Consider the following 25486-nt stretch of genomic DNA (forward strand, 5'->3'; position numbering starts at 1 on the left):
TCTGTGCCCCGCCTGCGCCCAAGCGCAGCATTGACCCGCCCCCGGCAAAGCGGCAAAAGCCGCCCATGCTGATCTTCAAGATCTTCCGCCGCCCCGAATGGGATGCCTTCCGCGCCGCCGGCGAAACGGCGGGTGCGCCCGTCGATCTGGCCGACGGGTTCATCCATTTCTCGACCGCCGCGCAGGTGGCCGAAACCGCCGCCAAGTGGTTCGCCACCGAAAGCGACCTTGTGCTGGTCGCCTTCCGCGCCGAAACCCTTGGCGCGGCGCTGAAATGGGAAGCCTCGCGCGGGGGGGCGCTGTTCCCGCATCTTTACCGCCGGCTGCGGATCAACGAAGTGGTCTGGGACAAGTCGCTGCCGCTGGGCGCCACCGGCCATATCTTCCCCGAGGGCGTGGTATGAGCCTGTTCGAACGTCTGGGCCTGGCCTATCTGCAACGCCGCGACCCGGAACGGGCGCATCGCCTGGCGCTGCTGGCGCTGCAGATCGGCGTGGCGCCGCTGTCGGGCAATGTCACCTCGCCCCGGCTGGCCTGCACGCTTGCGGGGATGCCGCTGCTGAACCCGGTCGGCCTTGCCGCCGGTTTCGACAAGAACGCGCAGGTGGTGGCGCCGCTGTCGCGCGCCGGTTTCGGCTTTGTCGAGGTGGGCGCCGCCACGCCGCTGCCGCAGCCCGGCAACCCGCAGCCCCGCCTGTTCCGGCTGGCCGAGGACCGCGCCGTCATCAACCGCTTCGGCTTCAACAATGACGGGGCCGAGGCGATTGCCGCGCGGCTGGAAAAACGCGAACGCACGGCGGTGCCGGTGGGCCTGAACCTGGGCGCCAACAAGACCAGCGAAAACCGCGCCGCCGATTTCGCCCGCGTTCTGACGACCTGCGGCCCGCATGTCGATTTCGCCACGGTCAATGTCTCCAGCCCCAACACCGAAAAGCTGCGCGATCTGCAGGGCCCAGCCGCGCTGGCCGCCCTGCTGCAAGGCGTGATGGAGGCGCGGGCCGGGCTGGCGCAGCCGATCCCGGTCTTCCTGAAGATCGCCCCCGACCTGACCGATGACGAGCTTGCCCAGATCGCCGGGGTGGCGCAGGAGGCGGGTCTGTCCGGCATCATCGCCACCAATACCACGCTGGCGCGCGACGGGCTGCGCAGCCGCCATGCCTCGGAAACCGGCGGCCTGTCCGGCGTGCCCCTGTTCGAGAAATCGACCCGCGTGCTGGCCCGGCTGTCGCAGTTGACTGGGGGAAAAATGCCCCTGATCGGCGTCGGCGGCATTTCCAGCGCCGAGGACGCCTATGCGAAGATCCGCGCCGGTGCCCATGCGGTGCAGCTTTACACCGCGCTGGTCTATCAGGGCCTCAGCCTGGCCCCCGCCATCGCGCGCGGGCTGGACGGTCTGCTGCGCCGCGACGGGCACAAGACGCTGGCCAGCGCCATCGGCACCGACCGCGCCCGCTGGCTCTGACCGGCCCCTGCAGCTTCCAGTTGGCCCAAATGCCCCGGGGTCCGGGGCGCAGCGCCCCGGCGCCAGCCCCCCTGTCAGAACGCCTTGAACGTCATCGTGGTCAGCGTGCGCTGGATGCCGTCGATGTCGAACAGCCGCGACGACAGGTAATGCCCCACATCCTCGCCCTCGGGGATATAGACCTTGGCGATCAGGTCATATTCGCCGGATGTCGAATAAAGTTCGCTCACCACCTCGCGGTCCCAGATCGCATCGGCGACCTCATAGGTCCGGCCCGGCGTGCAGCGGATTTGGACGAAGACCAGCGCCATCAGTGCCTCCCGTTTCTTCGCGCCAGCCTAGCCGCCCGGCGCGGAAAGGAAAATCCCCCGCTCAGCCCTGATCGGCCGAAAGCGACAGCGCCGGGGCCGGGCCGCGCAGATCCTCCACCCCCAGCGGGCGCCGGGGCAGGCCCAGCCGGTTGCGCACCACCCAGTGCAGCCGCGATTCGGCGCGGGTGATCGCCACATAAGCCAGCCGCTTCCACAGCGGCACCCCCGCCTCGGACCGGCCGGTCTGCGCCGCGGCCCAGAGGTCGGGCGCAAAGACCTGCACCTCGGGCCATTGCGACCCTTGCGCCTTGTGGATGGTCACCGCCGCGCCGTGCAGGAAGGCCGCGCCCATGGTGGCAGCATGGGGGATGAAGGGCTCTTCCTCGTCCGGCTTCTCGATCTTGATGATCGAGGCGGCGGAAAGCTGCGGATCTTCGGCCCCCAGCACATGCAGCTTGGCAAAGCCGGGGCGGTTGCCGGCGCCCAGATAGATGACCTGCGCGCCCTTGATCAGCCCGCGCGCCTCAAGGTCGATGCGCTTCTTGCGGTGCTTGAGCGGCAGTTCGATCCCGTCGCAGATCAGCGGCTCGCCGGGGATCAGGTCGAAGTCGGGGGCGCCCTGCGCGGTGCGGAAGGCGGTGATCAGCTTGACCCGCGTCACGTTGCGCCAGACCAGCACCGGGCTGCGCGCCATCAGGTCGGCGTCCACCCGTTCGGCCCAGACAACGCGATCGTCGCGCCGCGCGGCGTCACGGATCATTTCCTCAAAGCCTTCGAACCCCAGCCGGTCATCGGCCAGCGCATGGGCCAGATCAAGGATCGGGTTGTCCTGCGTCTGGCGGTGGATGCGGTGCAGGATCAGCTTGCGCGTCTCGCCCATCCGGTCGAACACCATCTCGCCCGACTGGCCCACAGGGGCCAACTGGGCCGGATCACCGAACAGCACCAGCCGGGGAAAGATCTCGCGCAGGTCGTCGAACTGGCGTTCGTCCAGCATCGAGGCTTCATCGACAAAGCCCACGTCCAGCGGTTCCTCGCGGCGCTTCCATCCCTTGATGAAGTCTGATCCCTTCAAGCCGGCGGCGGCCAGCGCGCCCGGAATCGACGCCACTTGTTGATAAAAGGCAAAAGCGCGGTCCAGCGCCTGATCGGTCAGCCCTTCGATCACGGGCCGCGTGCCCTGCCCGGCCAGCCATTCGGCGATCTTTTCATACTGCGGGTCATAGACCGGCGTATACAGGATGCGGTGGATCGTGGTCGCGGGCACGCCGCGCAGGCGCAGCACCGATGCCGCCTTGTTCGTGGGGGCCAGAATGGCCAGCGTCCGGCGGTCCTTGCGCCGCCGCCCCTCCCAGTCGGCCGAGACGATATCAACCCCGGCCTCTTGCAGCGCGCGGTACAGGTTGCCCAGCAGCATGGTCTTGCCCGACCCGGCCTTGCCCACCACGGCCATCACCATGGCCTTGCCTTCGACCGCGGGCGATAGCGCGCCTTCGGCCATGTCGATGCCCTGGCCCGCGAATTCGGCGGCCAGCCTGTCCCAGGCTTCGGCCTGGTCGTCGGAAAGGATCAGTTCGCTGCGCGCCATGGCGGCGACCTTAGCCAACCCGCCCGGCAAGAGCCACCCCCGCAGCCGCCCTGCCCCCCGCGCCCGCCGCTAATGCGGGCGCCCGTTGTGCGGCCCCGGGCGCTGCGGCAGAGCGGCCTCTTCCCCCAGCGATGCAATCTCGGCCTCGGCCACCGCCATCGTCTCTTCCACCCGCGCCGCCAGCGCCGGAAGGTCGTTTCTTTGCGCATAGACCATCAGGTCTTTCAACACCTCAAACACCCAGTCATGCGGCATGGCGCCCCCGAGCCTGCAAGTCCCTTTGGCGGCAGGGCAACACACGTTCTGAATGCAGGGCCGCCGCGATTTATCAACTGAGCGTTGACTTTGCGGAAATCACAAGCAAAAACCGCCGCGGCCCGGTGGCCACGGCGGTTGATGGCAGGCTTTCGCCGGCTCAGTCGTGGCGGCTGGCTTCCAGCGTGTCTTCAAAGGTGCGCAGGCCGGTGCGCGGGGCCTGCACAAGCACCGCCATGTTGCCGGGCTTGTGCTGGTTCTTCCACATCAGCGTATGTGCGCGCGGAATTTCAGCCCAGGGGAACACTTCCGACATGCAGGGGTCCAGCCGGCGTTCACACATCAGCTTGTTCGCCGCCGCCGCCTGTTTCAGATGGGCGAAGTGGCTGCCCTGCAGACGCTTCTGGTGCATCCACATGTAGCGCACGTCGAAAGTGCAGTTGAAGCCGCTGGTACCGGCACAGATGACGACCATGCCGCCCTTCTTGCAGATCAGGCTGGACACCGGGAAGGTCGCCTCGCCGGGGTGTTCGAACACCATGTCGACGTTCACGCCCTTGCCGGTGATGTCCCAGATCGCCTTGCCGAAGCGGCGCGCCTCTTTCAGCCAGGTGTTGTATTCCTCGCTGTTCACTTTCGGCAGTTGGCCCCAGCATTTGAAATCGTTGCGGTTGACCACGCCCTTGGCGCCCAGGCTCATCACGAAGTCGCGCTTGGATTCATCGCTGATGACGCCGATGGCATTCGCGCCTGCGGTATTCGCCAACTGGATCGCATAGGAGCCAAGGCCGCCCGAAGCGCCCCAGACCAGCACGTTCTGGCCGGGCTTCAGGTCATGCGGCGCATGGCCGAACAGCATCCGGTAGGCGGTGGCCAGCGTCAGCGTGTAGCAGGCGCTTTCTTCCCAGGTCAGGTGCTTGGGGCGCGGCATCAGTTGCTGCGCCTGCACCCGGGTGAACTGGCTGAAGCTGCCGTCATGGGTTTCATAGCCCCAGATCCGCTGGCTGGGGGAAAACATCGGGTCGCCGCCGTTGCATTCCTCATCATCGCCATCGTCCTGGTTGCAGTGGATCACGACCTCGTCGCCCACCTTCCAGCGCTTGACCTTGTCACCCACCGCCCAGACAATGCCCGAGGCATCGGAGCCGGCGATGTGATAGTCCTGCTTGTGGCCGTCGAAGGGGCTGATCGGCACGCCCAGGCCGGCCCAGACGCCGTTGTAGTTGACGCCCGCCGCCATCACCAGAACCAGCACCTCATGGCTGTCCAGCTTCCAGGTCGGCACGACCTCAAGCTGCATCGCTTCTTCCGGCGGACCGTGCCGGTCACGGCGGATGGCCCAGGCATACATGTTTGCCGGCACATGGCCGAGGGGCGGCATCTCGCCGATCTCGTACAGGTCTTTTTTCGGCGCGTCGTAGGACACGATCTCGGTCGGACGATCCAAGGGCACGGGAAATCTCCTGCATTCGTGCCGCGCCGCAGAATCGGCGGGCTTTGGGCGAAGGATTAAGATTCGCCGCGCAACTTTGCAATAGCTGCAAAGCATGTTTTGAAATTTTATGTCCGCCGCAGCGCAGAACGTGGGGTCACGCCACCGAAACCGGCTGCGGCACCGCAGCGGCGTAGAAGGCCAGCAGATCCGCCTGCCCCGGCGCGACCTGCAAGCCGGGGGTAACGATGCCGCGCGCGATCAGCGGCACCAGCCCTTCGTCCAGCACCGCCTGCCCGCCCTGCGGCGGCAGTTTCAGCACCGCCCCCGCCGCCTGCAACCGCTCGGTCAGGCTGGCCACCCGGGCGGCCAGTTCGTCGCGGCTGGCCGCGCCCGTGCCCAGCGCGGCGGCAACCAGCGGCACCGGCAGCACCGGCACCACCCCGGCAATCCGCTGCATCAGCACCGTGCCCAGCGTTTCCACCGTGCCGCCGCCCGCCAGATGGTCGCGCAGCGACACCGGCGCCCCAAACCCCGCCGCCGCGGTGCCGAAGCCCATGGTCCGGCCCCGCCAGCGCGCCCAAAGGAAGCGCAGCGCATGGAACCCCACCCAAAGCGGCCGGTTGCGGAACCGCCGCCCGCCGGCCTGCGCCGCCTCGACCAGAACGCGGTCTTCCAGCACCCGGTCATAGCCCAGCCCGACCGGCACGAAGACCACATCGCGCCCCGCCGGATCGAAGCCTTCCACGATATAGGAGATCAGCCCCAGCTTGGCCGGCCCCACCCGGCCATCCAGACTGAGGCCGCCTTCGGGGAACATCGCCTGCGTCATGCCCTCTTCGGTGGCCATCTGCACATAGCGGGCCAGCACCTTGCGATAGAGCGCATTGCGGCTGCCGCGCCGAATGAAATAGGCCCCCATCGACCGGATCAGCGCCGACAGCGGCCAGACCCGCGCCCATTCACCCACGGCATAGGAAATGGCGCTGCGTTCCGACACCAGCCAGGTCACCAGCACATAATCCAGGTTCGAGCGGTGGTTCATCACGAAGACCACGGTCGCCCTTGGGTCGATCTGGCGCAGTTCCTCGGCCAGCTTGCCCACGCGCACCCGGTACAGCAGCCGCGACAGCCAGCGCGCCGCCCGCGTGGCAAAGCCGAAATAGACCGTGGCGCTGAACGCCGGCACGATTTCGCGCGCATAGGACCGGGCTTCCTCGAAGGCCACCTCGACCGGCTCGCCGGTTTCCGCCGCATGGGCCTGGGCTGCGGCAATCACCCGCGCGTCATAGGCCAGCCGCACGATCATGTCGGACCGCCGCGCCAGCTTGAACAGGTCGATCTTGCGATCCAGCCGCGCATTCAGCCGCGACAGCGCCCGCTCCGCGCGCCGGCGAAAGAACCAGCGCACCGAGGGAAACAGGAAATGCGTGGCAAAGCTGATCGCGGCAAAGCCAAGGATCAGGATCAGCAACCAGACCGGAACCGCAACCGAGCCGAACATCGGCCCAGCCTATCCGATCTTCGCCTTGCGGCAATCCTTCATTCCGCTTGGTCCAAATACCCCACGGGGGTCCGGGGGTGTGAAACCCCCGGCGCCGCTTGCCGCAGCGCAGCGATTGACATTGGAAGGAAATAACCCCTATTTCCAGCACAACGAAAGAATGTTGCGCCGCAGAATCGTGAGGCCCCCATGACCAAAGACGCGCCCTGGCTCTTCCGCACCTATGCGGGCCATTCCACCGCCGCCGCCTCGAACGCGCTTTACCGCACCAATCTGGCCAAGGGGCAGACCGGCCTGTCGGTCGCCTTCGACCTGCCAACCCAGACCGGATACGACAGCGACGATCCGCGCGCCCTGGGCGAGGTGGGCAAGGTCGGCGTGCCGGTCTGCCATCTGGGCGACATGCGCGCGCTGTTCCGCGATATCCCGCTGGAACAGATGAACACCTCGATGACGATCAACGCCACCGCACCCTGGCTTCTGGCGCTTTACATCGCCGTGGCCGAGGAGCAGGGCGCCGATGTCTCGAAACTGCAGGGCACCGTCCAGAACGACCTGATGAAGGAATACCTGTCGCGCGGCACCTATATCTGCCCGCCGAAGCCCAGCCTGCGCATGATCACCGATGTCGCCGCCTATACCCGGGTTCACCTGCCGAAATGGAACCCGATGAACGTCTGTTCCTACCATCTGCAAGAGGCCGGGGCGACGCCGGAACAGGAACTGGCCTTCGCGCTGGCCACCGCCGTTGCCGTGCTGGACGACCTGCGGACCAAGGTGCCCGCCGCCGATTTCCCCAATATGGTTGGCCGCATCTCGTTCTTCGTGAATGCCGGCATCCGCTTCGTCACCGAAATGTGCAAGATGCGCGCCTTCGTGGACCTGTGGGATGAAATCCTGCGCGACCGCTACGGCATCACCGATGAAAAGGCCCGTCGCTTCCGCTATGGTGTGCAGGTGAACAGCCTGGGCCTGACCGAGCAGCAGCCGGAAAACAACGTCTATCGCATCCTGCTGGAAATGCTGGCCGTCACCCTGTCGAAGAAGGCCCGCGCCCGCGCCGTGCAACTGCCCGCCTGGAACGAGGCGCTTGGCCTGCCCCGGCCCTGGGACCAGCAATGGTCGCTGCGGATGCAGCAGATCCTGGCCTATGAGACCGACCTTCTGGAATATGACGACCTGTTCGACGGCAACCCCGCCATCGACCGCAAGGTCGAGGTGCTGAAAACCGGCGCGCGGGACGAACTGGCCCGGATCGACGCCATGGGCGGCGCCATCGAGGCCATCGACTACATGAAGGCCCGTCTGGTGGAGAGCAATGCCCAGCGCATCGCCCGCGTCGAATCCGGGGAAACCACGGTGGTCGGCGTGAACCGCTGGAAAGAGGGCGCGCCTTCGCCGCTGACCACGGGCGATGGCGCCATCATGCAATCCGACCCGCAGGCCGAGGCCGATCAGATCGCGCGGCTGCGCGACTGGCGGGCGGGGCGCGATGCGGCGGCGGTCACCACCGCGCTGGCCAGCCTGCGCCGGGCCGCGACGACGGGCGAGAATGTCATGCCCGCGTCGATTGCCTGCGCGCGGGCCGGGGTGACCACCGGCGAATGGGCGGCCGAACTGCGCCGCGCCTTCGGCGAATTCCGCGGCCCCACCGGCGTGGCCCGCGCGCCGTCGAACCGCACCGACGGGCTGGACGAGATCCGCCAGCAGGTGCAGGCCGTCTCGTCCCGGCTGGGCCGCCCGCTGAAGTTCCTGGTTGGCAAGCCGGGGCTGGATGGCCATTCCAACGGCGCCGAACAGATTGCCGCCCGCGCCCGCGATTGCGGCATGGACATCACCTATGACGGCATCCGCCTGACCCCGGCCGAGATCGTGGACAAGGCTGCCGAGGAACAGGCGCATGTCATCGGCCTGTCCATCCTGTCGGGGTCGCATATGCCACTGGTGGCGGAAGTGCTGGCCTGTATGCGCAAGGCGGGGCTGAGCGTGCCGCTGATCGTGGGCGGCATCATCCCCGAGGACGACGCCGAAACCCTGCGCGGCATGGGCGTGGCGGCCGTCTACACGCCCAAGGACTTTGAGCTGAACCGCATCATGCTGGACATCGTGGGTCTGGTCGATCCGCAGCCGGTGGCGGCGGAATAGGGAATTCCTGCCCTCGCGTGGCGGCGTTCGGGGGGGTACCGTGAGCGGGCGTTCAAACCTGAAGGTGCGCCCATGTTGCGGTTTTCCCTGCTTGCCCTGTCCCTTGTTGCCACTGCGGCCGCCGCGGGGGATCTGCCGGCCGATGTGCAGGCCGTGGTCGATGAGGCCGCCGGCCTTTGCGACGGCACGGTCGAGTTGCGCGAAGGCGCGGTTTCGCAGGCCGACCTGAACGGCGATGGCACCGATGACTGGGTCGTGGACACCGGCGCCTTCTCTTGCCCGACCACGGCGACGCTTTACTGCGGCAGCGCGGGCTGTGGCGTCACCACCCTGATAGACGGGCAGCGCGGCGATCTTCTGTTGCACGACTGGGGCACCGTGACCGAAGGCGGGCAGACCTACCTGACCGCACCGAATGACCAGGGGGAAACGGTGCGCTTCCTGTGGACCGGCCGCGACTGGCAACTGCAATGATCCGCTTCGCGCCGGTCCTTGCCGTGCTGGCCGCTCCGGCCCTGGCCGAAACGCCCTACCCGCCGGCCCTGCAGGGGCTGCTTGACTATCACTGGTCCGCCTGCACCGGGCAGGGCGGCACGCTGACCATCGGCCCCGATGCCGTGCAAGAGGCCCATCTGTCCGGCGGCGACACGCCCGACCTTCTGCTCGACAGCGCCAGACTGTCCTGTTCAACCGCCCCGCACATGTTCTGTGCCGACGGCATCGGCTGCGAACTGACCGTCTTCGTGGACCAGAACGAACTCAGCCTGGTTGTGCTTGACTGGTCGCTTGAACCCGATGACGACCGGCAGGCTCTGGTGGTCACCAAGGCGGGGCAACTGATGAACCTGCCAGAAGACACCACCTTCCGGCTGGTCTGGGACAGGGCGACGGAATCGCTGGTCCCGGCCGGGCCTGCCCCCTGACCGCGACCCGCCGCCGCAGCCCGCCTTCCCTTGCCCCAGATCAAGGCCGCCGGCAGCCGGCTCTGCCATGGTCCTGCCCACAGAACAGAACTCTCAAGGAGCAGGACCATGTTCGAACGCATCAAGGCCATGATCGAACGCTGGCAGGAGCTTAGCGAAGTCGAGGCGATGTCTGACCATGAACTCGACGATCTTGGCGTTACCCGCGAACAGATGCGCGCCTTTGTCTGCATCCCGCAGGATGTGCCCGACCGCGTGCTTGCCATGGCCGAGATTTTCGGCATCCCGGAAGATCAGGTGCAGCGCGACCATGCGCTTTATCTGGAACTTCTGGAAACCTGCTGCACCTGCGGCGACCGCGGCGCCTGCAAGCTGGCGCTGGCCAAGGGCGATCTGAGCCGCCCCGGCGATTGCAGCTTCTGCCGCAACGCCCGCAGCTTCCACGAACTTGCCGAGGCCGTCGCGGCCTGATCCGGCCCCCCTTGCACCTGCGCCCGCGTCCCGCTTTGATGCGCCGGATCGCGCCCCTGACCGGGGGCGCGGGACAACAGCCAGGGGCGCGGCCGGGGAATCCTCGCCCGCCCTTGGGTCAGGGCCTTCGGGCCGCAGGGAGAAGAGATGACCTTTCATATCGGTGCCAAACCCGGCGATATTGCCGAAACCGTGCTGTTGCCGGGCGACCCCTACCGCGCCCGCTGGGCCGCGCAGAAGTTCCTGGAAAACCCGGTTCTGGTGAACGAGGTGCGCGGGATGCTGGGCTATACCGGCACCTGGCGCGGGCATCGCGTCACCATCCACGGCACCGGCATGGGGATGCCGTCGATGTCGATCTATGCCAATGAGCTGATCCGCGATTACGGGGCCAAGACGCTGATCCGCATCGGATCGGCCGGCGCGCTGCAACCGCATGTCAAGGTGCGCGACGTGGTGCTGGCCATGGCGTCCTCGACCACGCATACGCCATCGTCAACGATCTTCCGCGAGATGCAGTTCGCCCCCACGGCCAGTTTCGACCTGCTGGCCGCGGCCCACAAGGCGGCACAGGGCAAGGCCACAACCCATGTCGGGATGATCCATTCCTCGGATACGTTCTACAATGAACGCAACGATCTGTTCGACCAGCTTCAGCGCCATGGCTGCCTTGCCGTGGAAATGGAAGCGGCCGAGCTTTACACGCTGGCCGCCCGCTACGGTGCGCGGGCGCTGGCCGTGCTGACCATTTCCGACCATATCCTGACCGACGAAGCCCTGCCCGCCGCCGACCGCGAAACCAGCTTCGGCGCCATGGTGGACATCGCGCTGGAGGCCGCCTTCGCCTAAGGCGCGCCGCGCGACAGTTCCTCAACCACACGGGCAACCGCGCTGCCCCGGGGCATGGGCCGGGCCGACCACAGCCGCAACCCCTGCGGCAGCGCAACCCGTTGGGGAAACGGCGCAATCAGCCTGCCGCGGGCCAGATGGTCCGCGACAAGCGCGGCATGGCCCATCAGCACCCCGGCGCCGTTGACCGCCTCTTCCACCGCCAGCGCATACAGGGAAAACACCGGGCCGCGCGGCCGCAGTGCAACCCCGGCCGCCGCAAGCCACAGATCCCAGTCGCCGGCCCAGGCCGCATCCGACAGGCAGGGCACCGCCGCCAGATCCTCGGGGCGGCGCAGCCGGTCGGCCAGCGCCGGCGCGCAGACCGGAAACACCGCATCCACCGCCACCAGCCGCCCGCCCGTGGCCGCGGGGAACAGGCTCAGGTCATAGGGCGCGCGCTTCAGGTTCGGCGGGGCTTCTAGCGCCGTGATCGACACCGAAATCTCGGGCGCCGCCGCCCGCAGCGCCGGCAGCCGCGGCGACAGCCACAACTGCGCAATCGCCGGCAGCGTGGCCACATGCACGACCTGCGGCGCCGCCCGCGCCCGCAGCACCGCCTCGGCCCGGGCAAGCGCATCGAAGGCTTCGGTGAAACCGCCCGCCGCGGCCGCGCCCAGGGCCGTCAGCCGCACCCCCTTGGACTGCCGCTCGAACAGGGCGGCCCCCAGCCCCTCTTCCAGCGCCTTCACATGCGCCGTCACCGCCCCCGGCGTCACCCCCAGCTCGGCGGCGGCGGCCGTGAACCCGCCCAGCCGCGCCGCCGCCTCGAAGGCCCGCAGCGCGGTCAGGGGCAGGCTTTTCGGGGGCGGCGGCGCAACGGGCATGGCTTAGTTTTCCTGACCCTAATTTTTCGCAGAACTTGGTTGCACGCAAGCCCCCGCCCCCCCTAGCCTGCGGGAAAAAGGAGTGTCGCATGTCCCATCTTGCCCCCCGCCCCTGGGTTCCCGCCCCTTGCGAAACCCGCATCCAGACGCTGGCCGCCGCGGTGGCCGCGCCGTCCGCACAGGTCGCTGACCGGATCGAGGCGCTGATCGCGCGCAATCTCGACATCCACGACCGCGACTGTTTCAACCTGAACCCCGCGACCAATGTGATGAACCCGCGGGCCGAGGCGGCGCTGGCGCGCGGGCTGGGGTCGCGCCCGTCGCTGGGCTATCCGGGCGACAAATACGAAATGGGGCTGGAGGCGATCGAGGAAATCGAGGTGATCGCCGCCGAACTGGCCGCCGAGATCTTTGGCGCCACTCATGCCGAGATTCGCGTGGCCAGCGGCGCCTTGGCCAATCTTTACGGCTTCATGGCGCTGGCGAAACCCGGCGATGCGATCATCGCGCCGCCCGCCAGCATCGGCGGCCATGTCACCCACCACGCCCCCGGCTGCGCCGGGCTTTACGGGCTGATCTCCCATGACGCCCCCATCGACAGCGACGGCTACACGCTGGACATCCCCGCCTTGCGCGCGCTGGCCCACAAGGTGCGGCCGAAGATCATCACCGCCGGCGGCAGCCTGAACCTGTTTCCGCATCCCGTGGCCGAGGTGCGGGCGATTGCCGATGAGGTGGGCGCGAAGGTGCTGTTCGACGCGGCCCATCAATGCGGCATCATTGCGGGCGGGGTCTGGGCCAATCCGCTGGCGCAAGGCGCGCATCTGATGACGATGAGCACCTACAAATCGCTGGGCGGCCCGGCGGGCGGGCTGATCGTCAGCAATGACGCCGGCATTGCCGAACGGCTGGACGCCATCGCCTTCCCCGGCCTGACCGCCAATTTCGACGCGGCCAAGTCCGCCGCGCTGGCGCTGTCGCTGCTGGACTGGCGCGATCATGGCCGGGCCTATGCGCAGGCGATGGTCGATCTGGCGCAGGCGCTGGCGCGTGAGTTGGCCGCACTTGGCCTGCCGGTGTTCGCAGGTGACCGTGGCGCCACGCAAAGCCACCAGTTCGCGGTCGAGGCGGCGGCCTTCGGCGGCGGGCAGGCGGCATCGAAGACGCTGCGCAAGGCGGGGTTCCTGGCCTGCGGCATCGGCCTGCCCATCGCCGCCGTGCCGGGTGACATGAACGGGCTGCGGATCGGCACGCCGGAACTGGTGCGCCGTGGCGTGACGCCCGCCGATGCCCCCGCCCTTGCCGCCCTGATCGCGGAAGGGCTGCGCTCGAACGCCCCGGAAACCGTTGCCCCGCGCACCCGCGCCCTGCGCGCCCGGTTCCAGGGCCTGCATTATGTGACCGCATGAAACAGCGCCGTCTCGGGGCCGGTGGCCCGACCGTCTCGGCGCTGGGGTTCGGCTGCCTGTCCTTCGGCGGCATCTTCGGCCCCACGACCGAAGCCGACAGCCTGGCCGCGCTGGATGCCGCGTGGGAGGCGGGGATCACCTTCCTGGACACCGCCAATATCTACGGCAGGGGCGTCAGCGAAACGGTGATCGGGCGCTGGCTGGCCAGCCGCCCGCACCGCCCCGCCATCGCCACCAAGGCGGCCTTTACCGATGACCCGAACCGCCGGGTGGACAACCAGCCCGAACACCTGCGCCGCGAGCTGGAAGCGTCGCTGAAACGGCTGGGGATGGATCATGTCGCGCTGTTCTATGCCCACCGCCACGACCCGCTGATCCCGATCGAGGACGTTGCCGGCACCATGTCCCGGCTGGTGGACGAGGGGAAGATCGGCGGCTACGGCCTGTCGGAAATCGCGCCGCATACGCTGGAACGCGCCCATGCCGTGCATCCGGTGACGGCGGTGCAGAACGAATACTCGCTCTGGACCCGCCAGCCAGAGCTGGGGATGATCCAGCGCTGCGCCAGCCTGGGCGTGGCCTTCGTCCCGTTCTCGCCGCTGGCCCGTGGCGCCTTCGGCACGCCGATGGCCGATCCGGCCCGCTTTGCGCCGGACGATTTCCGCGCCCGCATCCCCCGGTTTCAGGCCGGGAACTGGCCGCACAACCGCGACCGGCTGGCGGGGTTCCACGCCTTTGCCCATGCCCGCGGCTGGCCGCCCGCAGCCCTGGCGCTGGCCTGGGTTCTGTCGCGAGGCGACCACCTGATCCCCATCCCGGGCACCCGCAGCGCCGCCCACCTGCAGGCCTGGGCCGCCGCGCCCGACATCGCGCTGACCGAAGCGGACCTGACCGAGATTGACCGCCTGCTGCCCGTCGGCTGGGCCTGGGGTGACCGTTATGACGATGCGCAGGCGGCCACCGTCGAACGCTACTGCTGATCCGTTTCCCCTTGGCCCAAATACCCTCGGGGGGGTCCGGGGGGCGGAAGGCCCCCCGTGCCCGGCCCCGCACCGGGCGCAGGGCCGCGCGGCGGGCGCAGGCAATCGCGCGGCTCGGGCCCGCGGGCCGTTGCGCCGCAGGCGGCACAGCGCCAGGCATCTTCGGCCCGGCGCCGGTCGCGGCGCCAGCGGCAGGCGCGCGTCAGGGTGGAATTGCGGCGGGTGATCCACATCCAGACCAGCACCGCCACCAGAAGAACCGGCAGCAGGATCAGCATCGCGCGGTTCTGCCACGCCCCCCGCGCGGGCGGAACCCCTTGCAGCCCGGCAAGGGGCGGCTCTAAATCGCCCCGTCCCAGACCCGGAGGCCCCCATGAAGATCGACGGCACCCCCTTCCGCTCCATCTGGCGCGAGGGCGAGACGGTCAGGATCATCGACCAGCGCTGGCTGCCGCATGAGGTGCGGGTGGTGGCCCTGCCCGACCGTGCGGCCTTTGCCACCGCGATCCGCGACATGTGGGTGCGCGGCGCGCCGCTGATCGGGGCGACGGCGGCCTATGGCATGGCGGTGGCGCTGCGGGCGGATGCGTCAGACAGCGCGCTGGACGATCACTGGCAGGTGCTGCACGAAACCCGCCCCACCGCGATCAACCTTCGCTGGGCGCTGGACCGGATGCGCGCGGCGTTGGCCCCCCTGCCCGCCGCCGATCGCGCCGCCGCCGCGCTGGCGCTGGCCGATGCGATTGCCGATGAGGATGTGGAGCTGAACCGCCAGATCGGCCTGCACGGGCTGGCGCTGATCAAGGCCATCGCCGCGCGCAAGGGCGGGCGGGTGAACATCCTGACCCATTGCAACGCCGGCTGGCCCGCCACGGTGGACTGGGGCACCGCCACCTCGCCCATCTACCACGCCCATAATGACGGGATCGACGTGCATGTCTGGGTGGATGAAACCCGCCCCCGCAATCAGGGCGCGCAGATCACCGCATGGGAACTGAACGCCCATGGCGTGCCACACAGCCTGATCGTGGACAATGCCGGCGGCCATCTGATGCAGCACGGGCAGGTGGACATGGTGATCGTCGGCACCGACCGCACCACCGCAAACGGCGATGTCTGCAACAAGATCGGCACCTATCTCAAGGCGCTGGCGGCGCGGGCGAATGGCGTGCCGTTCTATGTTGCCCTGCCCTCGCCCACCATCGACTGGCGGGTGAAAGACGGGGTGGCGGAAATCCCGATCGAGGAACGCAGCCCCGCCGAGGTGACGCATGTGCAGGGGCTGGACCCGGAAGGGCGGATCGTTCAGGTCCGCATCTCTCCCACTGGCACAGGCGCGGTGAACCCCGCCTTCGACGTGACGCCCGCCACGCTGGTAACCGGGCTGATCACCGAACGCGGCGTCTGCGCGGCCAACCCTAACGCGCTGCGGGCGATGTTCCCCGACCTTGCCCAGCAATGAAAAAGGCCGCGCCCCTGCGGGTGCGGCCTTCCTCCCTCAGAACCGGGCCGGGGATCAGATCACCCGGTCCAGCATCATCTTCTTGATCTCGGCAATCGCCTTGGCCGGGTTCAGCCCCTTGGGGCAGGTCTTGGTGCAGTTCATGATGGTGTGGCAGCGGTAAACCTTGAACGGGTCTTCCAGCGCATCCAGACGCCGCCCGGTCGCCTCATCCCGGCTGTCGATGATCCAGCGATAGGCGTGCAGCAGGGCCGCCGGGCCAAGGTAGCGGTCGCTGTTCCACCAGTAGCTGGGGCAGGATGTGCTGCACGAGGCGCACATCACACATTCATAAAGACCGTCCAGCTTCTTGCGGTCGGCGATGGACTGTTTCCATTCCTTGCCGGGGCGGTTGGTCTTGGTTTCCAACCAGGGCATGATGCTGGCGTGCTGGGCATAGAAATGGGTCAGGTCGGGGATCAGATCCTTGACCACTTCCATATGCGGCAGCGGATAGATCTTCACGTCGCCCTTGATCTCGTCCAGACCATAGATGCAGGCCAGCGTGTTGATGCCGTCGATGTTCATCGCGCAAGACCCGCAGATGCCTTCGCGGCAGGACCGGCGGAAGGTCAGCGTCGGGTCGATCTCGTTCTTGATCTTGATCAGCGCGTCCAGAACCATCGGGCCGCAGCTATCCATATCGACGAAATAGGTGTCGATCCGCGGGTTTTCGCCATCATCCGGCGACCAGCGGTAGATGCGGAAGGTGCGCAGGTTCTTTGCCCCCGCCGGCTTGGGCCAGGTCTTGCCGGTGCGGATCTTGGAATTCTTGGGCAGGGTCAACTGGACCATGAGGTCAGCCTTTCCAGTCAGGTCGGTCATAAAGCGGCCGCCGGGGCGGCTCGCCGGATTTGGACATCACGCAGGTTTCGTAAACCGCCGAAGGGTCTTTGCCGGTCAGCCAGTCGCTGGAGACCGAAATCTCCAGCTCGCCCGAGGTGCGGCCGCGCGAATTGGTGCCGATGGCCAGTTCGCCGCGCGGCTTCTGGGCAAGACGGGCACGGTCGTAACAGGCGCGTTCGGCCTGCTGCACGGTCATCGGGCCGCAGGCGGCCAGAAGCGCCAGAACCGGGGCAAGGGCGAACGCAGCCCGCATCATTTCACCGGCGGCACGCCGGCGGCGGCGAAACAGGCCTGTGTGCCGGGGCGCAGGGCCAGGTTGCGGATGTTTTCCTTGGTCTGCGTGCCGGCCTCGACGCCGGTGTCGCGGGCCAGCATACGGATTTCCGGCATGGTCGCCGCATCAAGGATGCAGTTGGTGGCCGAGGCCGCCGGACCCGCCGGCATGTCGCGGTTGACCACCGGGAACACCACGTCATAGGCGACGCGGCGCATGGTCTTGTCGGCCACGGCCTGCGGATCGCAGGCGGCCAGCGTGCCGATTGCCAGAACCGGCAGCACGACGCGAAGCATCCTGGTCATTCCAGCCCCCCTACGGCAAGGCCTTGCGCCTTGAGCAGAGCATCGCCGGACGAAACCGCCTGCACCAGACAATTCCGCGTGTCGGGCCGGCTGGCCACGCCCTGCACCACCGGCCAGGCCTTGGTGGCCGCCGCCTGCGCATCACCGGCCCCGGCCGCGCCGGCCAGTTTCATCAACTCGTCCGTGGTGGAATTGTTGATGATGCAATCGGTATAGGGTTTGACCGGAACGCCCGGCAGATACTTGCCCGCCGCGGAATCAACCGCGTTGCGGGCCAGCCCGCGAGTGGTTTCCTGCATCATCGACTGGCCGGCCACGCAGGCCGGCAGCACCAGAGCCAGGGCAAGGGCCGCAACGGCGCGCATCAGAACTTGCGCTCCGCCGGGGCGATCTTCTTCAGGCTGATGCCGCCCTCGTCCTCGGTCGTCAGCGGGTCGGTGTGGACGGCGCGATAGTCCAGCGTGACCTTGTTGCCATCAACCCAGGCCAGCGAATGTTTGCGCCAGTTGGCATCGTCGCGCGCGGGGTAATCTTCATGCGCATGGGCGCCGCGGCTTTCGGTGCGGGCATGGGCGCCATAGATCGTGGCCAGCGCGTTCGGCATCAGGTTGGTCAGTTCCAGCGTTTCCATCAGGTCGCTGTTCCAGACCAGGCTGCGGTCGGTCACCTTGAGATCGCCCATCTTGCCGGCGATGGCGGTCATCTTGACCTCACCTTCGGCCAGGGTCTTTTCGGTGCGGAACACGGCGGCATCGGCCTGCATCGTCTTCTGCATCTCAAGGCGCAGCTCGGCGGTGGGGATGGCGCCGTTCGCATGGCGCAGCGCGTCAAAGCGCGACAGGGCCTTGTCCACCTCGACCTTGTTCACCGGCCCGATGTCGGCGTTGCGGTCCACCACCGAACCGGCGCGGATCGCGGCGGCGCGGCCGAAGACCACCAGGTCGATCAGGCTGTTCGAACCCAGGCGGTTCGCCCCGTGCACGCTGGCGCAGCCCGCCTCGCCCACGGCCATCAGGCCGGGGAACACGGCGTCGGGGTTGTCCTTCGTGGGGTTCAGCACCTCGCCCCAATAGTTGGTGGGGATGCCGCCCATGTTGTAATGAACCGTCGGCAGGACCGGGATCGGCTCCTTGTGCAGATCGACGCCGGCGAAGATGCGGGCGCTTTCGGTGATGCCGGGCAGCCGCAGTTCCAGCGATTCGCGCGGCAGGTGGGAAAGGTTCAGGTGGATGTGGTCCTTGTTCGGACCGACACCGCGGCCTTCGCGGATTTCCAGCGTCATGCAGCGCGAAACATAGTCACGCGGGGCCAGATCCTTGTAGTGCGGCGCGTAGCGTTCCATGAACCGCTCGCCATTGGCGTTGGTCAGGTAGCCGCCTTCGCCGCGCGCGCCTTCAGTGATCAGACAGCCCGAACCGTAGATGCCGGTCGGGTGGAACTGCACGAATTCCATGTCCTGCAGCGGCAGGCCGGCGCGGGCCACCATGCCGCCGCCGTCGCCGGTGCAGGTATGGGCCGACGTGGCGCTGAAATATGCGCGGCCATAGCCGCCGGTCGCCAGAACCGTCATCTTCGCGTTGAAGACGTGAATGGTGCCGTCATCCAGCTTCCAGGCCACCACGCCGGTGCAGCGCCCGTCGGTGATGATCAGGTCCAGCGCGAAATATTCGATGTAGAACTCGGCCCGCTGCTTGAGGCTTTGGCCATAAAGCGTGTGCAGGATGGCGTGGCCGGTGCGGTCGGCGGCGGCGCAGGTGCGCTGCACCGGCGGGCCTTCGCCGAATTCGGTGGTATGGCCGCCGAAGGGGCGCTGGTAGATCTTGCCTTCCTCGGTGCGGCTGAAGGGCACGCCATAGTGCTCAAGCTCGTACACGGCCTTGGGCGCCTCGCGCGCAAGGTATTCCATCGCGTCGGTGTCGCCCAGCCAGTCGCTGCCCTTCACCGTGTCATACATGTGCCACTGCCAGCTATCGGGGCCCATGTTGCCAAGGCTGGCCGCGATGCCGCCCTGCGCCGCAACGGTGTGGCTGCGGGTCGGGAAGACCTTGGTCACGCAGGCCGTGCGCAGGCCCTGTTCGGCCATGCCCAGCGTGGCGCGCAGACCCGCGCCACCAGCCCCCACCACGACCACGTCATAGTCATGCACTTCATACGGATAAGCAGTCATGGTCATTCCTTCAGAGCGCGATCTTGACCAGCGCGTAGAGGCCGATGGCGCTGACCGTCCAGCCGAAGGCCACCCCGCCGATCAGCGCCAGCTTGCGCCGGGTGCCGCGAAAATAGTCTTCGCTCATCATCTGGGCGCCCATCACGAAATGGCGCAGGCCCACGATCAGCACCAGCCCGGTCAGAATGGCCGGGAAGGGCTGCGAGAAAGTGTCCAGCACATCGGCGCGCGAACTGCCCAGCGCCTTGCCGACGATGATCAGCCAGACCGGCACCAGGAAGGCCAGGCCCACGGCGCTGACCATCATCGACCAGTGGTGTTCGGTGCCGACATGGGCCGCGCCCTTGCCTTCGGCGCGCTTGCGGGGGGTCAGATAGCGTTTCGGGCGTGTCATTGGACCACCAGGATTGTGATGACGGTCAGCAGGACCGAACCGATGATAAGGCCCCAGCCCAGCTTGGTGGCGGTGGGCACGTCAAGCCCGTGGCCGGCGTCGAACACCAGATGCCGCAGACCGGCCAGATAGTGATACCAGACCGCCCAGAGCGAGCCGGTCAGCACGATGTCGCCGAACCAGCTTGTCGCGACCGCATTGGCGATCTGGAAATATTCGTCGCTGACGGCGGCGCAGAACAGCCACCAATAGACCATCAGCCCGCCGAAGATCAGCGCATGGCCGGTGATCCGTGTCAGGATCGAGGTGATCATGGGCAACTGCCAACGGTAGATTTGCAGATGCGGGGACAGGGGCCTTTCGACCTGCTTTGCGTTCGCCATCGCGGTTCCCTTCGTAGCTGGCCGTCCCGGTGTCCGGTTGGCGCGCTCGTTATTACGACCTGAATAACGGCTTTCTCTCCAAAGTCACGCCCTCAGAAGGGGCCGAAATCGGATGTTGGCGTTATCATCCAAGGTTTTTCCTGAATGTGATCACATTTTTCAAGGGCGTGATCACAGTTTTTGCCCTCCCGGCGACTCAGCCGCCGGCCGGTCGCCCGGGCCGCGTGTCAGCGCGGCACAAGCGCCCAGTAGTCCAGATCCAGCAGCACTTCGGGCCGGTATTTGCCGGCCTCGTCGCGCAGGGCAAAGGGCTCGGCCCCCTGTTTGACGGCAACCAGCCGCAGCCGCAGCGCCCCCACGCCGGGGGCGGCGGTTTCGGCGCGGTCCAGCACTTCCGACCAGGCCTTGACCGTATCGCCGGCGAAACAGGGGTTGGCATGGGCACCGCCATTCAGCGCCACGATCATCTGCGCATTGGCCAGCCCGTTGAACGACAGCGCGCGCGCCAGGCTGATGACATGGCCGCCATAGATCAGCCGCTTGCCGTCTTCCCGGAAGGTGGCGTCGAAATGCACCTTGGCGGTGTTCTGCCACAGACGGGTGGCCAGCATATGCTCGGCCTCTTCCACGGTCACGCCATCCACATGATCGATCTTCTCGCCAACCGCATAGTCGCCCCAGCGGTGCGGTTCGCCCGCCAGCGTGAAATCGTAATTGCGGAAATCCAACCCGGCGGGCACCGTCAGCGCCGTTGCGGGCACCACGGATTGCAGATCCGGCACAACCGGCTCGGGCGCGGGGGTGGCGCGGTTCTTGCGCACCATCACCCAGCGGACATACTCCAGCACCGCCTCGCCCCGCTGGTTCAGGCCGCGGGTGCGGACCCAGACCACACCGGATTTCCCGTTCGAGTTTTCCTTCAGCCCGATCACCGTCGATTCCGACCGCAGCGTGTCGCCCGGCCAGACCGGGGCCAGCCAGCGCCCCTCGGCATAGCCAAGGTTCGCCACCGCGTTCAGGCTGATGTCGGGCACCGTCTTGCCAAAGACGGTGTGGAAGGCGATCAGGTCATCCAGCGGCGCAGCGGGCAGGCCGCAGGCGCGGGCGAAATCGTCGCTGGAATACAGCGCGCCCCGGGCCGGATACAGCGCGTGATACAGCGCCCGCTCGCCCCCCGACAGGGTGCGCGGCACCGCATGGACGATGGTCTCGCCCAGACGGTAATCCTCGAAGAACCGGCCCGGATTGGTTTTCATGCGTCTCTTCCCTCAACAACAGTCCGGCCGGGCGGCTCCGGACTTCGCGTGAAGCCCGGGGCCGCCTGCGGCCTACATCTCGCCCAGCTTGATGTCCGGGTCATAGGTGCCCGGCACTTCCTTCACCACGGCCTGCCCGCAGCGCATCACCCCGCGCGCCGCGTCGAAGGCATAGCTGGGCGATCCGTGCAACTCCCACCCCTTGGCCAGCGCCGCGCTGACCTTGTGGCAGAAGGCGCTGGTGTCGTCGTCACTGAGAAAGCGATAAAGCCGCATCTCAGGCGCCCCAGGGCGTATAGCCCAGCCAGTTGTGGATCAGCATGATCACGACCAGCGTCACCACCGCGGCCCCAAGGGCCGGCAGGTTGCGGCCCGGCTTGGTGGGCTTGGGCGTCCAGCCGGGCTGGCTGCGGTTGATCACGATCACCTCGACCACGGCCCAGGCCAGCAGGCCGCCGAACAGGATGAAGCTGGCCAGATCGCCGTTCACCAGAAGGTGCGCCGTGGCCCAAAGCTTGAAGCCGGTCAGTTGCGGGTGGCGCATCCCCCCGACGATGGGCGCGCGCATCCCGTCGGCGGCGTAGAGGAACACCGCGCCGAACATCAGCAGGTTGTTGATGCCCACCAGCGCGCCATTGCGCCCCCACCAGACCGGGCCGGCGGCGGGGTCATAGCCGAAATACATCAGCGCGATCGAGGCCAGCAGCAGCAGCGCCACCAGCCCCTTGCCGGGGTCGCCCAGCCGGGCGCGGGCGGCCGGGGCCAGCCGCTTGAACAGATGCGCCGCCCACCAGAGCGCGACGCCAAGGATCAGAAGGATGAAGGACACGGGTGCCTCGCTTTCAGGTTGCCTGGCCGCACCCTGCCGTCAATCGGCCAGCGCCGCAATCGCTTCGGCCCGCGCCAGCGTGGCGCGGGCGGTGGCCACATGCAGGTTCTCGACGATCCGGCCGTCCAGCACCGCCACGCCCCGGCCTTCGGCCACGGCCGCCTGATAGGCGGCGATCTGGCGGCGGGCGAGGTCGATCTCGGCCTCGCTGGGGGCAAAGGCGGTGTTGGCCACGGCCAGTTGCGCGGGGTGGATCAGCGTCTTGCCGTCAAAGCCCATGTCGCGGCCCTGATGACATTCGGCCCAAAGCCCCTCTTCATCCTTGAAGGCATTGTAGACGCCGTCGATGATCAGCTTGCCATGCGCCTTGGCGGCCAGCAGGCACAGGCCCAGACCGGCCTGCATCGGCAGGCGGTCGGCGCGGAAGCGGCTGTTCAACTCGCGCGCAAGGTCGTTGGTGCCCATCACCATGCCCTTCAGCCGGGGATGCGCCGCAATCTCGGCCGCGTTCAGCATCCCCGCCGCCGTTTCCATCATCGCCCAGAGGTCGGCGCCAGGCAGCAGCGCCGCCACCGTGTCCAGATCCGCAGCCCGGTTCACCTTGGGCACCAGCACCGCGTCGATCCGCGCGCCGCCGGCAATGGCGGTGGACATCGCCGCCGCATCGGCCCGGCCCCATTCGGTATCGAACCCGTTGATCCGCACGATCCGCAGCCGCCCGCCATAATCGAAATCGCGCAGGGCCCGCGCCAGCAGATCGCGCGCATGGGCCTTTTCATCTGGCGCCACCGCATCTTCCAGATCGAAGATGATCGCGTCGCAGGGCAGCGTGCAGGCCTTTTCCAGCGCCCGTTCCTTGGACCCCGGAATATACAGAACGGAACGGCAGGGGCGGGACATGATTCTTCTCCGGGCAATAATATTGCGCCGTGATGCCAAGCTGCGGCATTTTCGGCAACCCCCTTCGCGCCGCATCGCAGAATTTCTGCTGCGGATGCAGCGCAGACCCCGGCAATCGGCTGTCTCCCGCCGACCCGGTTTGGCGTGCGCGAATTGCGCCCCATATGCCCATCGTGGGCCGCCGATGCGTGGCCCGCCGGCAATGTGCCGTTCCCTCACTTCAAGGAAGGAGTCTGCGATGAGCAGCGCCACCGACAAGATCAAGGGTCTCGCCAATGAGGCAGCCGGCAATGTGAAACAGGCCGTGGGCAAGGCCACCGGCAACGATAAGCTGCAGGCCGAAGGCTTTGCGCAGGAACGCAAGGGCGAGGTGCAGCAGGCCGTCGGCAAGGCCAAGGATGCCGTCAAGAACGTGGCCGACGCCGTGAAGAAGGGTGTCGACAAGGTCTGACAGCCGACAGGGCCTGACAGTCAGGCAGGTCAACGCACGCACCGGGGCGCCCCGAAAGGGGTGCCCCTTCCTTTTGCCGGTCAGCCGGTCAGGCCGCGCAGCCCGTCCCACACCAGCTTGGCCGAGATCAGCAGCAGCGACCAGGTGACGATGCCGAAGAACGCCCGTTCCGGCAGCCAGCGCACCAGCCGCACCCCGGCAAAGACCGCCAGCGCCGCCGGCACCGACAGCAGCGCCGCAATCTTCAGATTGCCGGGGTTCAACTGGCCCAACTGCCAGTAAGGCAGCAGCTTGACCGCGTTGATCACCGCAAAGGCAATGGTCGCCGTGCCGGCGAACACCGCCTTGGGCATTCCCAGCGGCAGGGTATACACCTGATAGGGCGGCGCGCCGGAATGGCTGACAAAGCTGGTGAAGCCGGTCACCGCGCCCCAGAACAGCCCCGGCACCACGCGCGCCGGCCGCGCCATCGGCCCGCCCTTGCGCCGCAGCAGCAGGTTCGCCGCAAAGGCCAGCCCGATGGCCCCCACCAGCGCCGTCACCGCCGCCTCGGGCACCAGCCGCGCCGTGGCCCAGCCCACCCAGATGCCCGCCACCGCGCCCGGCAACAGGATCGCCAGCACGCGCCGGTCATAGGCCTGCCGATAGGCCCAGAGGCCGAACATATCGGATACCACATAGACCGGCAGCAGCAGACCCGCCGCCGCCACCGGCGAAATCACCAGCGCCAGCACCGGCACGCCCAACATGCCGACCAGCGGAATTCCGCCCTTGCCCATGCCGACCAGCACCGACGCGATCACCGCCGCCACCCAGAAAGCCGTTCCGTCCATGCCTGCCTCCGCGCGTTACCGCTAACCCCGGGGACAGGAAACCGGAAGGCGGAATTTTCTGCATGCAATGGTATACCGTTCACATCGCCACGGCTGGACACAGCCCGGATTAGCGGCTACCCCTCGCCGCGACTCGACGTATCCACAATCCCGTCCGTCCCAAACCTGCAGGAGATTTTCAGCATGGCCCGTCCCAAGATCGCCCTTATCGGCGCCGGCCAGATCGGCGGCACGCTCGCCCATCTCGCCGCCATCAAGGAACTTGGTGATGTCATCCTTTTCGACATCGCCGAAGGCACCCCGCAGGGCAAGTCGCTGGACATCGCCCAATCCGGCCCGTCCGAAGGGTTTGATGCCGTGATGAAGGGCACCAATTCCTATGCCGACATCGCCGGCGCGGATGTCTGCATCGTCACCGCCGGCGTGCCCCGCAAGCCGGGCATGTCGCGCGATGACCTGCTGGGCATCAACCTCAAGGTGATGAAGTCGGTCGGCGAAGGCATCAAGCAGCACGCTCCGAACGCCTTTGTGATCTGCATCACCAACCCGCTGGATGCCATGGTCTGGGCGCTGCGCGAATTCTCGGGCCTGCCGCACAACAAGGTGGTGGGCATGGCCGGCGTGCTGGACAGCGCCCGCTTCCGCCATTTCCTGTCGGTCGAATTCAACGTCTCGATGAAGGATGTCACCGCCTTCGTTCTGGGCGGCCATGGCGATACCATGGTGCCGCTGACCCGCTATTCCACCGTCGCCGGCATCCCGCTGCCCGATCTGGTGGCGATGGGCTGGACCACGCAGGAAAAGCTGGATGCCATCGTGCAGCGCACCCGTGACGGCGGCGCCGAAATCGTCGGCCTGCTGAAGACCGGCTCGGCCTTCTATGCGCCGGCCACCAGCGCCATCGAAATGGCCGAAGCCTATCTCAAGGATCAAAAGCGCCTTCTGCCCTGCGCCGCCTATGTCAAGGGCGCCTACGGGCTTGACGGCATGTATGTCGGCGTTCCCACCGTGATCGGCGCCGGCGGCATCGAGCGTGTCGTGGACATCAAGCTGAACGCCGACGAACAGGCGATGCTGGACAAGTCGATCGACGCCGTGAAGGGCCTTGTCGCCGCCTGCAAGACGATCGACCCGACGCTGGCCTGATCCCTG

The 25486-nt window shown here is 67.5% G+C and carries 30 protein-coding genes; 12 read left to right on the forward strand and 18 right to left on the reverse strand.

The window, feature by feature from the left end:
• Positions 1 to 65 precede the first annotated feature (65 nt).
• Both B6K69_RS07500 and B6K69_RS07505 read left to right on the forward strand, forming a co-directional pair.
• Positions 66 to 404, forward strand: a complete 339-nt coding sequence (locus B6K69_RS07500) for a DUF952 domain-containing protein (protein WP_107672422.1) — start codon at positions 66 to 68, stop codon at positions 402 to 404.
• A complete protein-coding gene (locus B6K69_RS07505) occupies positions 401 to 1462 on the forward strand; it encodes a quinone-dependent dihydroorotate dehydrogenase (RefSeq protein ID WP_108643338.1) in 1062 nt (353 codons plus the stop codon). The genes B6K69_RS07500 and B6K69_RS07505 overlap by 4 nt, the downstream gene beginning before the upstream one ends.
• Positions 1463 to 1536: 74 nt before the next feature.
• Here the strand turns inward: B6K69_RS07505 and B6K69_RS07510 are convergent, their stop codons facing one another.
• From B6K69_RS07510 to B6K69_RS07530, 5 genes are all read right to left on the reverse strand, one after another.
• Positions 1537 to 1773, reverse strand: coding sequence for an Lrp/AsnC ligand binding domain-containing protein (locus B6K69_RS07510; RefSeq protein ID WP_107672206.1), 237 nt, complete (start codon positions 1771 to 1773; stop codon positions 1537 to 1539).
• 61 nt (positions 1774 to 1834) lie between these two features.
• Positions 1835 to 3361: an ATP-dependent DNA helicase gene (locus B6K69_RS07515; RefSeq protein ID WP_108643339.1), complete on the reverse strand. Its 1527-nt coding sequence runs from the start codon at positions 3359 to 3361 to the stop codon at positions 1835 to 1837.
• A 69-nt stretch (positions 3362 to 3430) separates the two neighbouring features.
• Positions 3431 to 3616 (reverse strand): hypothetical protein, encoded by a 186-nt coding sequence (locus B6K69_RS07520; RefSeq protein WP_108643340.1) that lies wholly within the window; start codon positions 3614 to 3616, stop codon positions 3431 to 3433.
• A 160-nt stretch (positions 3617 to 3776) separates the two neighbouring features.
• Positions 3777 to 5069 (reverse strand): crotonyl-CoA carboxylase/reductase, encoded by a 1293-nt coding sequence (gene ccrA, locus B6K69_RS07525; RefSeq protein WP_108643341.1) that lies wholly within the window; start codon positions 5067 to 5069, stop codon positions 3777 to 3779.
• Positions 5070 to 5205: 136 nt separating this feature from the next.
• Positions 5206 to 6552: a 1-acyl-sn-glycerol-3-phosphate acyltransferase gene (locus tag B6K69_RS07530; RefSeq protein ID WP_108643342.1), complete on the reverse strand. Its 1347-nt coding sequence runs from the start codon at positions 6550 to 6552 to the stop codon at positions 5206 to 5208.
• Between the two features lie 189 nt (positions 6553 to 6741).
• Between B6K69_RS07530 and B6K69_RS07535 the strand changes: the two genes are divergently transcribed.
• The 5 genes from B6K69_RS07535 (at position 6742) to deoD (ending at position 10940) form a co-directional block, all read left to right on the forward strand.
• Entirely contained in the window at positions 6742 to 8697 is a 1956-nt protein-coding gene (locus tag B6K69_RS07535) for a protein meaA (protein ID WP_108643343.1), read from the forward strand.
• Positions 8698 to 8769: 72 nt separating this feature from the next.
• On the forward strand, positions 8770 to 9171 hold the full coding sequence (locus B6K69_RS07540) for a hypothetical protein (RefSeq protein WP_108643344.1): 402 nt from the start codon (positions 8770 to 8772) through the stop codon (positions 9169 to 9171).
• A complete protein-coding gene (locus tag B6K69_RS07545; protein WP_108643345.1) occupies positions 9168 to 9620 on the forward strand; it encodes a hypothetical protein in 453 nt (150 codons plus the stop codon). The genes B6K69_RS07540 and B6K69_RS07545 overlap by 4 nt, the downstream gene beginning before the upstream one ends.
• Positions 9621 to 9728: 108 nt before the next feature.
• Positions 9729 to 10091: a DUF1127 domain-containing protein gene (locus tag B6K69_RS07550; RefSeq protein ID WP_107672198.1), complete on the forward strand. Its 363-nt coding sequence runs from the start codon at positions 9729 to 9731 to the stop codon at positions 10089 to 10091.
• A 147-nt stretch (positions 10092 to 10238) separates the two neighbouring features.
• The gene (gene deoD, locus B6K69_RS07555) at positions 10239 to 10940 is read left to right on the forward strand and encodes a purine-nucleoside phosphorylase (protein WP_107672197.1); all 702 of its coding nucleotides are present in this window, start codon (positions 10239 to 10241) and stop codon (positions 10938 to 10940) included.
• Here the strand turns inward: deoD and B6K69_RS07560 are convergent.
• Complete coding sequence (locus B6K69_RS07560) at positions 10937 to 11806, reverse strand: LysR family transcriptional regulator (protein ID WP_108643346.1); 870 nt, start codon at positions 11804 to 11806, stop codon at positions 10937 to 10939. The two genes, deoD and B6K69_RS07560, sit on opposite strands and share 4 nt — an antisense overlap.
• A gap of 89 nt (positions 11807 to 11895) precedes the next feature.
• Here B6K69_RS07560 and B6K69_RS07565 point away from each other — a divergent pair, with 89 nt between their 5' ends.
• The 3 genes from B6K69_RS07565 (at position 11896) to mtnA (ending at position 15657) form a co-directional block, all read left to right on the forward strand.
• On the forward strand, positions 11896 to 13215 hold the full coding sequence (locus tag B6K69_RS07565; RefSeq protein ID WP_108643347.1) for a serine hydroxymethyltransferase: 1320 nt from the start codon (positions 11896 to 11898) through the stop codon (positions 13213 to 13215).
• Positions 13212 to 14195, forward strand: a complete 984-nt coding sequence (locus B6K69_RS07570) for an aldo/keto reductase (RefSeq protein WP_108643348.1) — start codon at positions 13212 to 13214, stop codon at positions 14193 to 14195. The genes B6K69_RS07565 and B6K69_RS07570 overlap by 4 nt, the downstream gene beginning before the upstream one ends.
• A 373-nt stretch (positions 14196 to 14568) precedes the next feature.
• Positions 14569 to 15657: an S-methyl-5-thioribose-1-phosphate isomerase gene (mtnA, locus tag B6K69_RS07580; protein WP_108643350.1), complete on the forward strand. Its 1089-nt coding sequence runs from the start codon at positions 14569 to 14571 to the stop codon at positions 15655 to 15657.
• Positions 15658 to 15711: 54 nt separating this feature from the next.
• Here mtnA and B6K69_RS07585 read toward each other — a convergent pair whose 3' ends face one another.
• The 11 genes from B6K69_RS07585 to B6K69_RS07635 all read right to left on the reverse strand — a co-directional run bounded on the left by B6K69_RS07585 (position 15712) and on the right by B6K69_RS07635 (position 23050).
• The gene (locus B6K69_RS07585) at positions 15712 to 16491 is read right to left on the reverse strand and encodes a succinate dehydrogenase iron-sulfur subunit (RefSeq protein WP_107674654.1); all 780 of its coding nucleotides are present in this window, start codon (positions 16489 to 16491) and stop codon (positions 15712 to 15714) included.
• A 4-nt stretch (positions 16492 to 16495) separates the two neighbouring features.
• Positions 16496 to 16795, reverse strand: a complete 300-nt coding sequence (locus tag B6K69_RS07590; RefSeq protein ID WP_107674670.1) for a hypothetical protein — start codon at positions 16793 to 16795, stop codon at positions 16496 to 16498.
• Positions 16795 to 17121 carry a hypothetical protein gene (locus tag B6K69_RS07595; protein WP_164681907.1) on the reverse strand — a complete coding sequence of 109 codons (327 nt, stop codon included), beginning with the start codon at positions 17119 to 17121 and terminating at the stop codon, positions 16795 to 16797. The genes B6K69_RS07590 and B6K69_RS07595 overlap by 1 nt, the downstream gene beginning before the upstream one ends.
• On the reverse strand, positions 17118 to 17486 hold the full coding sequence (locus B6K69_RS07600) for a hypothetical protein (RefSeq protein WP_107674655.1): 369 nt from the start codon (positions 17484 to 17486) through the stop codon (positions 17118 to 17120). The genes B6K69_RS07595 and B6K69_RS07600 overlap by 4 nt, the downstream gene beginning before the upstream one ends.
• Complete coding sequence (gene sdhA / locus B6K69_RS07605) at positions 17486 to 19288, reverse strand: succinate dehydrogenase flavoprotein subunit (RefSeq protein WP_108644836.1); 1803 nt, start codon at positions 19286 to 19288, stop codon at positions 17486 to 17488. Before sdhA ends, B6K69_RS07600 begins: the two co-directional genes overlap by 1 nt.
• A 10-nt stretch (positions 19289 to 19298) precedes the next feature.
• Positions 19299 to 19682, reverse strand: a complete 384-nt coding sequence (locus B6K69_RS07610; RefSeq protein ID WP_107674656.1) for a succinate dehydrogenase, hydrophobic membrane anchor protein — start codon at positions 19680 to 19682, stop codon at positions 19299 to 19301.
• Positions 19679 to 20065: a succinate dehydrogenase, cytochrome b556 subunit gene (sdhC, locus tag B6K69_RS07615; protein WP_108643351.1), complete on the reverse strand. Its 387-nt coding sequence runs from the start codon at positions 20063 to 20065 to the stop codon at positions 19679 to 19681. Before sdhC ends, B6K69_RS07610 begins: the two co-directional genes overlap by 4 nt.
• A 227-nt stretch (positions 20066 to 20292) precedes the next feature.
• On the reverse strand, positions 20293 to 21321 hold the full coding sequence (locus tag B6K69_RS07620; protein ID WP_108643352.1) for a MaoC family dehydratase: 1029 nt from the start codon (positions 21319 to 21321) through the stop codon (positions 20293 to 20295).
• A 72-nt stretch (positions 21322 to 21393) separates the two neighbouring features.
• Entirely contained in the window at positions 21394 to 21597 is a 204-nt protein-coding gene (locus B6K69_RS07625; protein WP_108643353.1) for a DUF1737 domain-containing protein, read from the reverse strand.
• 1 nt (position 21598) lies between these two features.
• The gene (locus tag B6K69_RS07630; protein ID WP_228156834.1) at positions 21599 to 22150 is read right to left on the reverse strand and encodes an NnrU family protein; all 552 of its coding nucleotides are present in this window, start codon (positions 22148 to 22150) and stop codon (positions 21599 to 21601) included.
• 39 nt (positions 22151 to 22189) lie between these two features.
• Positions 22190 to 23050, reverse strand: coding sequence for an HpcH/HpaI aldolase/citrate lyase family protein (locus B6K69_RS07635; RefSeq protein ID WP_108643354.1), 861 nt, complete (start codon positions 23048 to 23050; stop codon positions 22190 to 22192).
• A 238-nt stretch (positions 23051 to 23288) separates the two neighbouring features.
• Here B6K69_RS07635 and B6K69_RS07640 point away from each other — a divergent pair, with 238 nt between their 5' ends.
• Positions 23289 to 23501, forward strand: coding sequence for a CsbD family protein (locus B6K69_RS07640; RefSeq protein ID WP_108643355.1), 213 nt, complete (start codon positions 23289 to 23291; stop codon positions 23499 to 23501).
• A gap of 80 nt (positions 23502 to 23581) precedes the next feature.
• Here B6K69_RS07640 and B6K69_RS07645 read toward each other — a convergent pair whose 3' ends face one another.
• Positions 23582 to 24334 carry a sulfite exporter TauE/SafE family protein gene (locus tag B6K69_RS07645; protein WP_108643356.1) on the reverse strand — a complete coding sequence of 251 codons (753 nt, stop codon included), beginning with the start codon at positions 24332 to 24334 and terminating at the stop codon, positions 23582 to 23584.
• A gap of 183 nt (positions 24335 to 24517) precedes the next feature.
• Between B6K69_RS07645 and mdh the strand changes: the two genes are divergently transcribed.
• Entirely contained in the window at positions 24518 to 25480 is a 963-nt protein-coding gene (gene mdh, locus B6K69_RS07650; RefSeq protein WP_108643357.1) for a malate dehydrogenase, read from the forward strand.
• The last annotated feature ends 6 nt before the right edge of the window (positions 25481 to 25486 follow it).

The organism is Pseudogemmobacter blasticus, from assembly GCF_003071405.1.
Lineage (GTDB): Bacteria > Pseudomonadota > Alphaproteobacteria > Rhodobacterales > Rhodobacteraceae > Pseudogemmobacter > Pseudogemmobacter blasticus.

Bases quoted from the DNA above. Each gene is read 5' to 3' on its own strand.
- B6K69_RS07635 (WP_108643354.1), bottom strand. From the start codon at position 23,050: ATGTCCCGCCCCTGCCGTTCCGTTCTGTATATTCCGGGGTCCAAGGAA.
- B6K69_RS07600 (WP_107674655.1), bottom strand. From the start codon at position 17,486: ATGCGCGCCGTTGCGGCCCTTGCCCTGGCTCTGGTGCTGCCGGCCTGC.
- B6K69_RS07640 (WP_108643355.1), top strand. From the start codon at position 23,289: ATGAGCAGCGCCACCGACAAGATCAAGGGTCTCGCCAATGAGGCAGCC.
- sdhA (WP_108644836.1), bottom strand. From the start codon at position 19,288: ATGACTGCTTATCCGTATGAAGTGCATGACTATGACGTGGTCGTGGTG.
- B6K69_RS07515 (WP_108643339.1), bottom strand. From the start codon at position 3,361: ATGGCGCGCAGCGAACTGATCCTTTCCGACGACCAGGCCGAAGCCTGG.
- B6K69_RS07535 (WP_108643343.1), top strand. From the start codon at position 6,742: ATGACCAAAGACGCGCCCTGGCTCTTCCGCACCTATGCGGGCCATTCC.
- B6K69_RS07560 (WP_108643346.1), bottom strand. From the start codon at position 11,806: ATGCCCGTTGCGCCGCCGCCCCCGAAAAGCCTGCCCCTGACCGCGCTG.
- B6K69_RS07625 (WP_108643353.1), bottom strand. From the start codon at position 21,597: ATGCGGCTTTATCGCTTTCTCAGTGACGACGACACCAGCGCCTTCTGC.
- B6K69_RS07510 (WP_107672206.1), bottom strand. From the start codon at position 1,773: ATGGCGCTGGTCTTCGTCCAAATCCGCTGCACGCCGGGCCGGACCTAT.
- B6K69_RS07550 (WP_107672198.1), top strand. From the start codon at position 9,729: ATGTTCGAACGCATCAAGGCCATGATCGAACGCTGGCAGGAGCTTAGC.
- B6K69_RS07500 (WP_107672422.1), top strand. From the start codon at position 66: ATGCTGATCTTCAAGATCTTCCGCCGCCCCGAATGGGATGCCTTCCGC.
- B6K69_RS07530 (WP_108643342.1), bottom strand. From the start codon at position 6,552: ATGTTCGGCTCGGTTGCGGTTCCGGTCTGGTTGCTGATCCTGATCCTT.
- deoD (WP_107672197.1), top strand. From the start codon at position 10,239: ATGACCTTTCATATCGGTGCCAAACCCGGCGATATTGCCGAAACCGTG.
- B6K69_RS07585 (WP_107674654.1), bottom strand. From the start codon at position 16,491: ATGGTCCAGTTGACCCTGCCCAAGAATTCCAAGATCCGCACCGGCAAG.
- B6K69_RS07505 (WP_108643338.1), top strand. From the start codon at position 401: ATGAGCCTGTTCGAACGTCTGGGCCTGGCCTATCTGCAACGCCGCGAC.
- B6K69_RS07620 (WP_108643352.1), bottom strand. From the start codon at position 21,321: ATGAAAACCAATCCGGGCCGGTTCTTCGAGGATTACCGTCTGGGCGAG.
- B6K69_RS07590 (WP_107674670.1), bottom strand. From the start codon at position 16,795: ATGCGGGCTGCGTTCGCCCTTGCCCCGGTTCTGGCGCTTCTGGCCGCC.
- B6K69_RS07610 (WP_107674656.1), bottom strand. From the start codon at position 19,682: ATGACACGCCCGAAACGCTATCTGACCCCCCGCAAGCGCGCCGAAGGC.
- B6K69_RS07570 (WP_108643348.1), top strand. From the start codon at position 13,212: ATGAAACAGCGCCGTCTCGGGGCCGGTGGCCCGACCGTCTCGGCGCTG.
- B6K69_RS07645 (WP_108643356.1), bottom strand. From the start codon at position 24,334: ATGGACGGAACGGCTTTCTGGGTGGCGGCGGTGATCGCGTCGGTGCTG.
- B6K69_RS07520 (WP_108643340.1), bottom strand. From the start codon at position 3,616: ATGCCGCATGACTGGGTGTTTGAGGTGTTGAAAGACCTGATGGTCTAT.
- B6K69_RS07540 (WP_108643344.1), top strand. From the start codon at position 8,770: ATGTTGCGGTTTTCCCTGCTTGCCCTGTCCCTTGTTGCCACTGCGGCC.
- mdh (WP_108643357.1), top strand. From the start codon at position 24,518: ATGGCCCGTCCCAAGATCGCCCTTATCGGCGCCGGCCAGATCGGCGGC.
- B6K69_RS07565 (WP_108643347.1), top strand. From the start codon at position 11,896: ATGTCCCATCTTGCCCCCCGCCCCTGGGTTCCCGCCCCTTGCGAAACC.
- B6K69_RS07545 (WP_108643345.1), top strand. From the start codon at position 9,168: ATGATCCGCTTCGCGCCGGTCCTTGCCGTGCTGGCCGCTCCGGCCCTG.
- sdhC (WP_108643351.1), bottom strand. From the start codon at position 20,065: ATGGCGAACGCAAAGCAGGTCGAAAGGCCCCTGTCCCCGCATCTGCAA.
- mtnA (WP_108643350.1), top strand. From the start codon at position 14,569: ATGAAGATCGACGGCACCCCCTTCCGCTCCATCTGGCGCGAGGGCGAG.
- B6K69_RS07595 (WP_164681907.1), bottom strand. From the start codon at position 17,121: ATGACCAGGATGCTTCGCGTCGTGCTGCCGGTTCTGGCAATCGGCACG.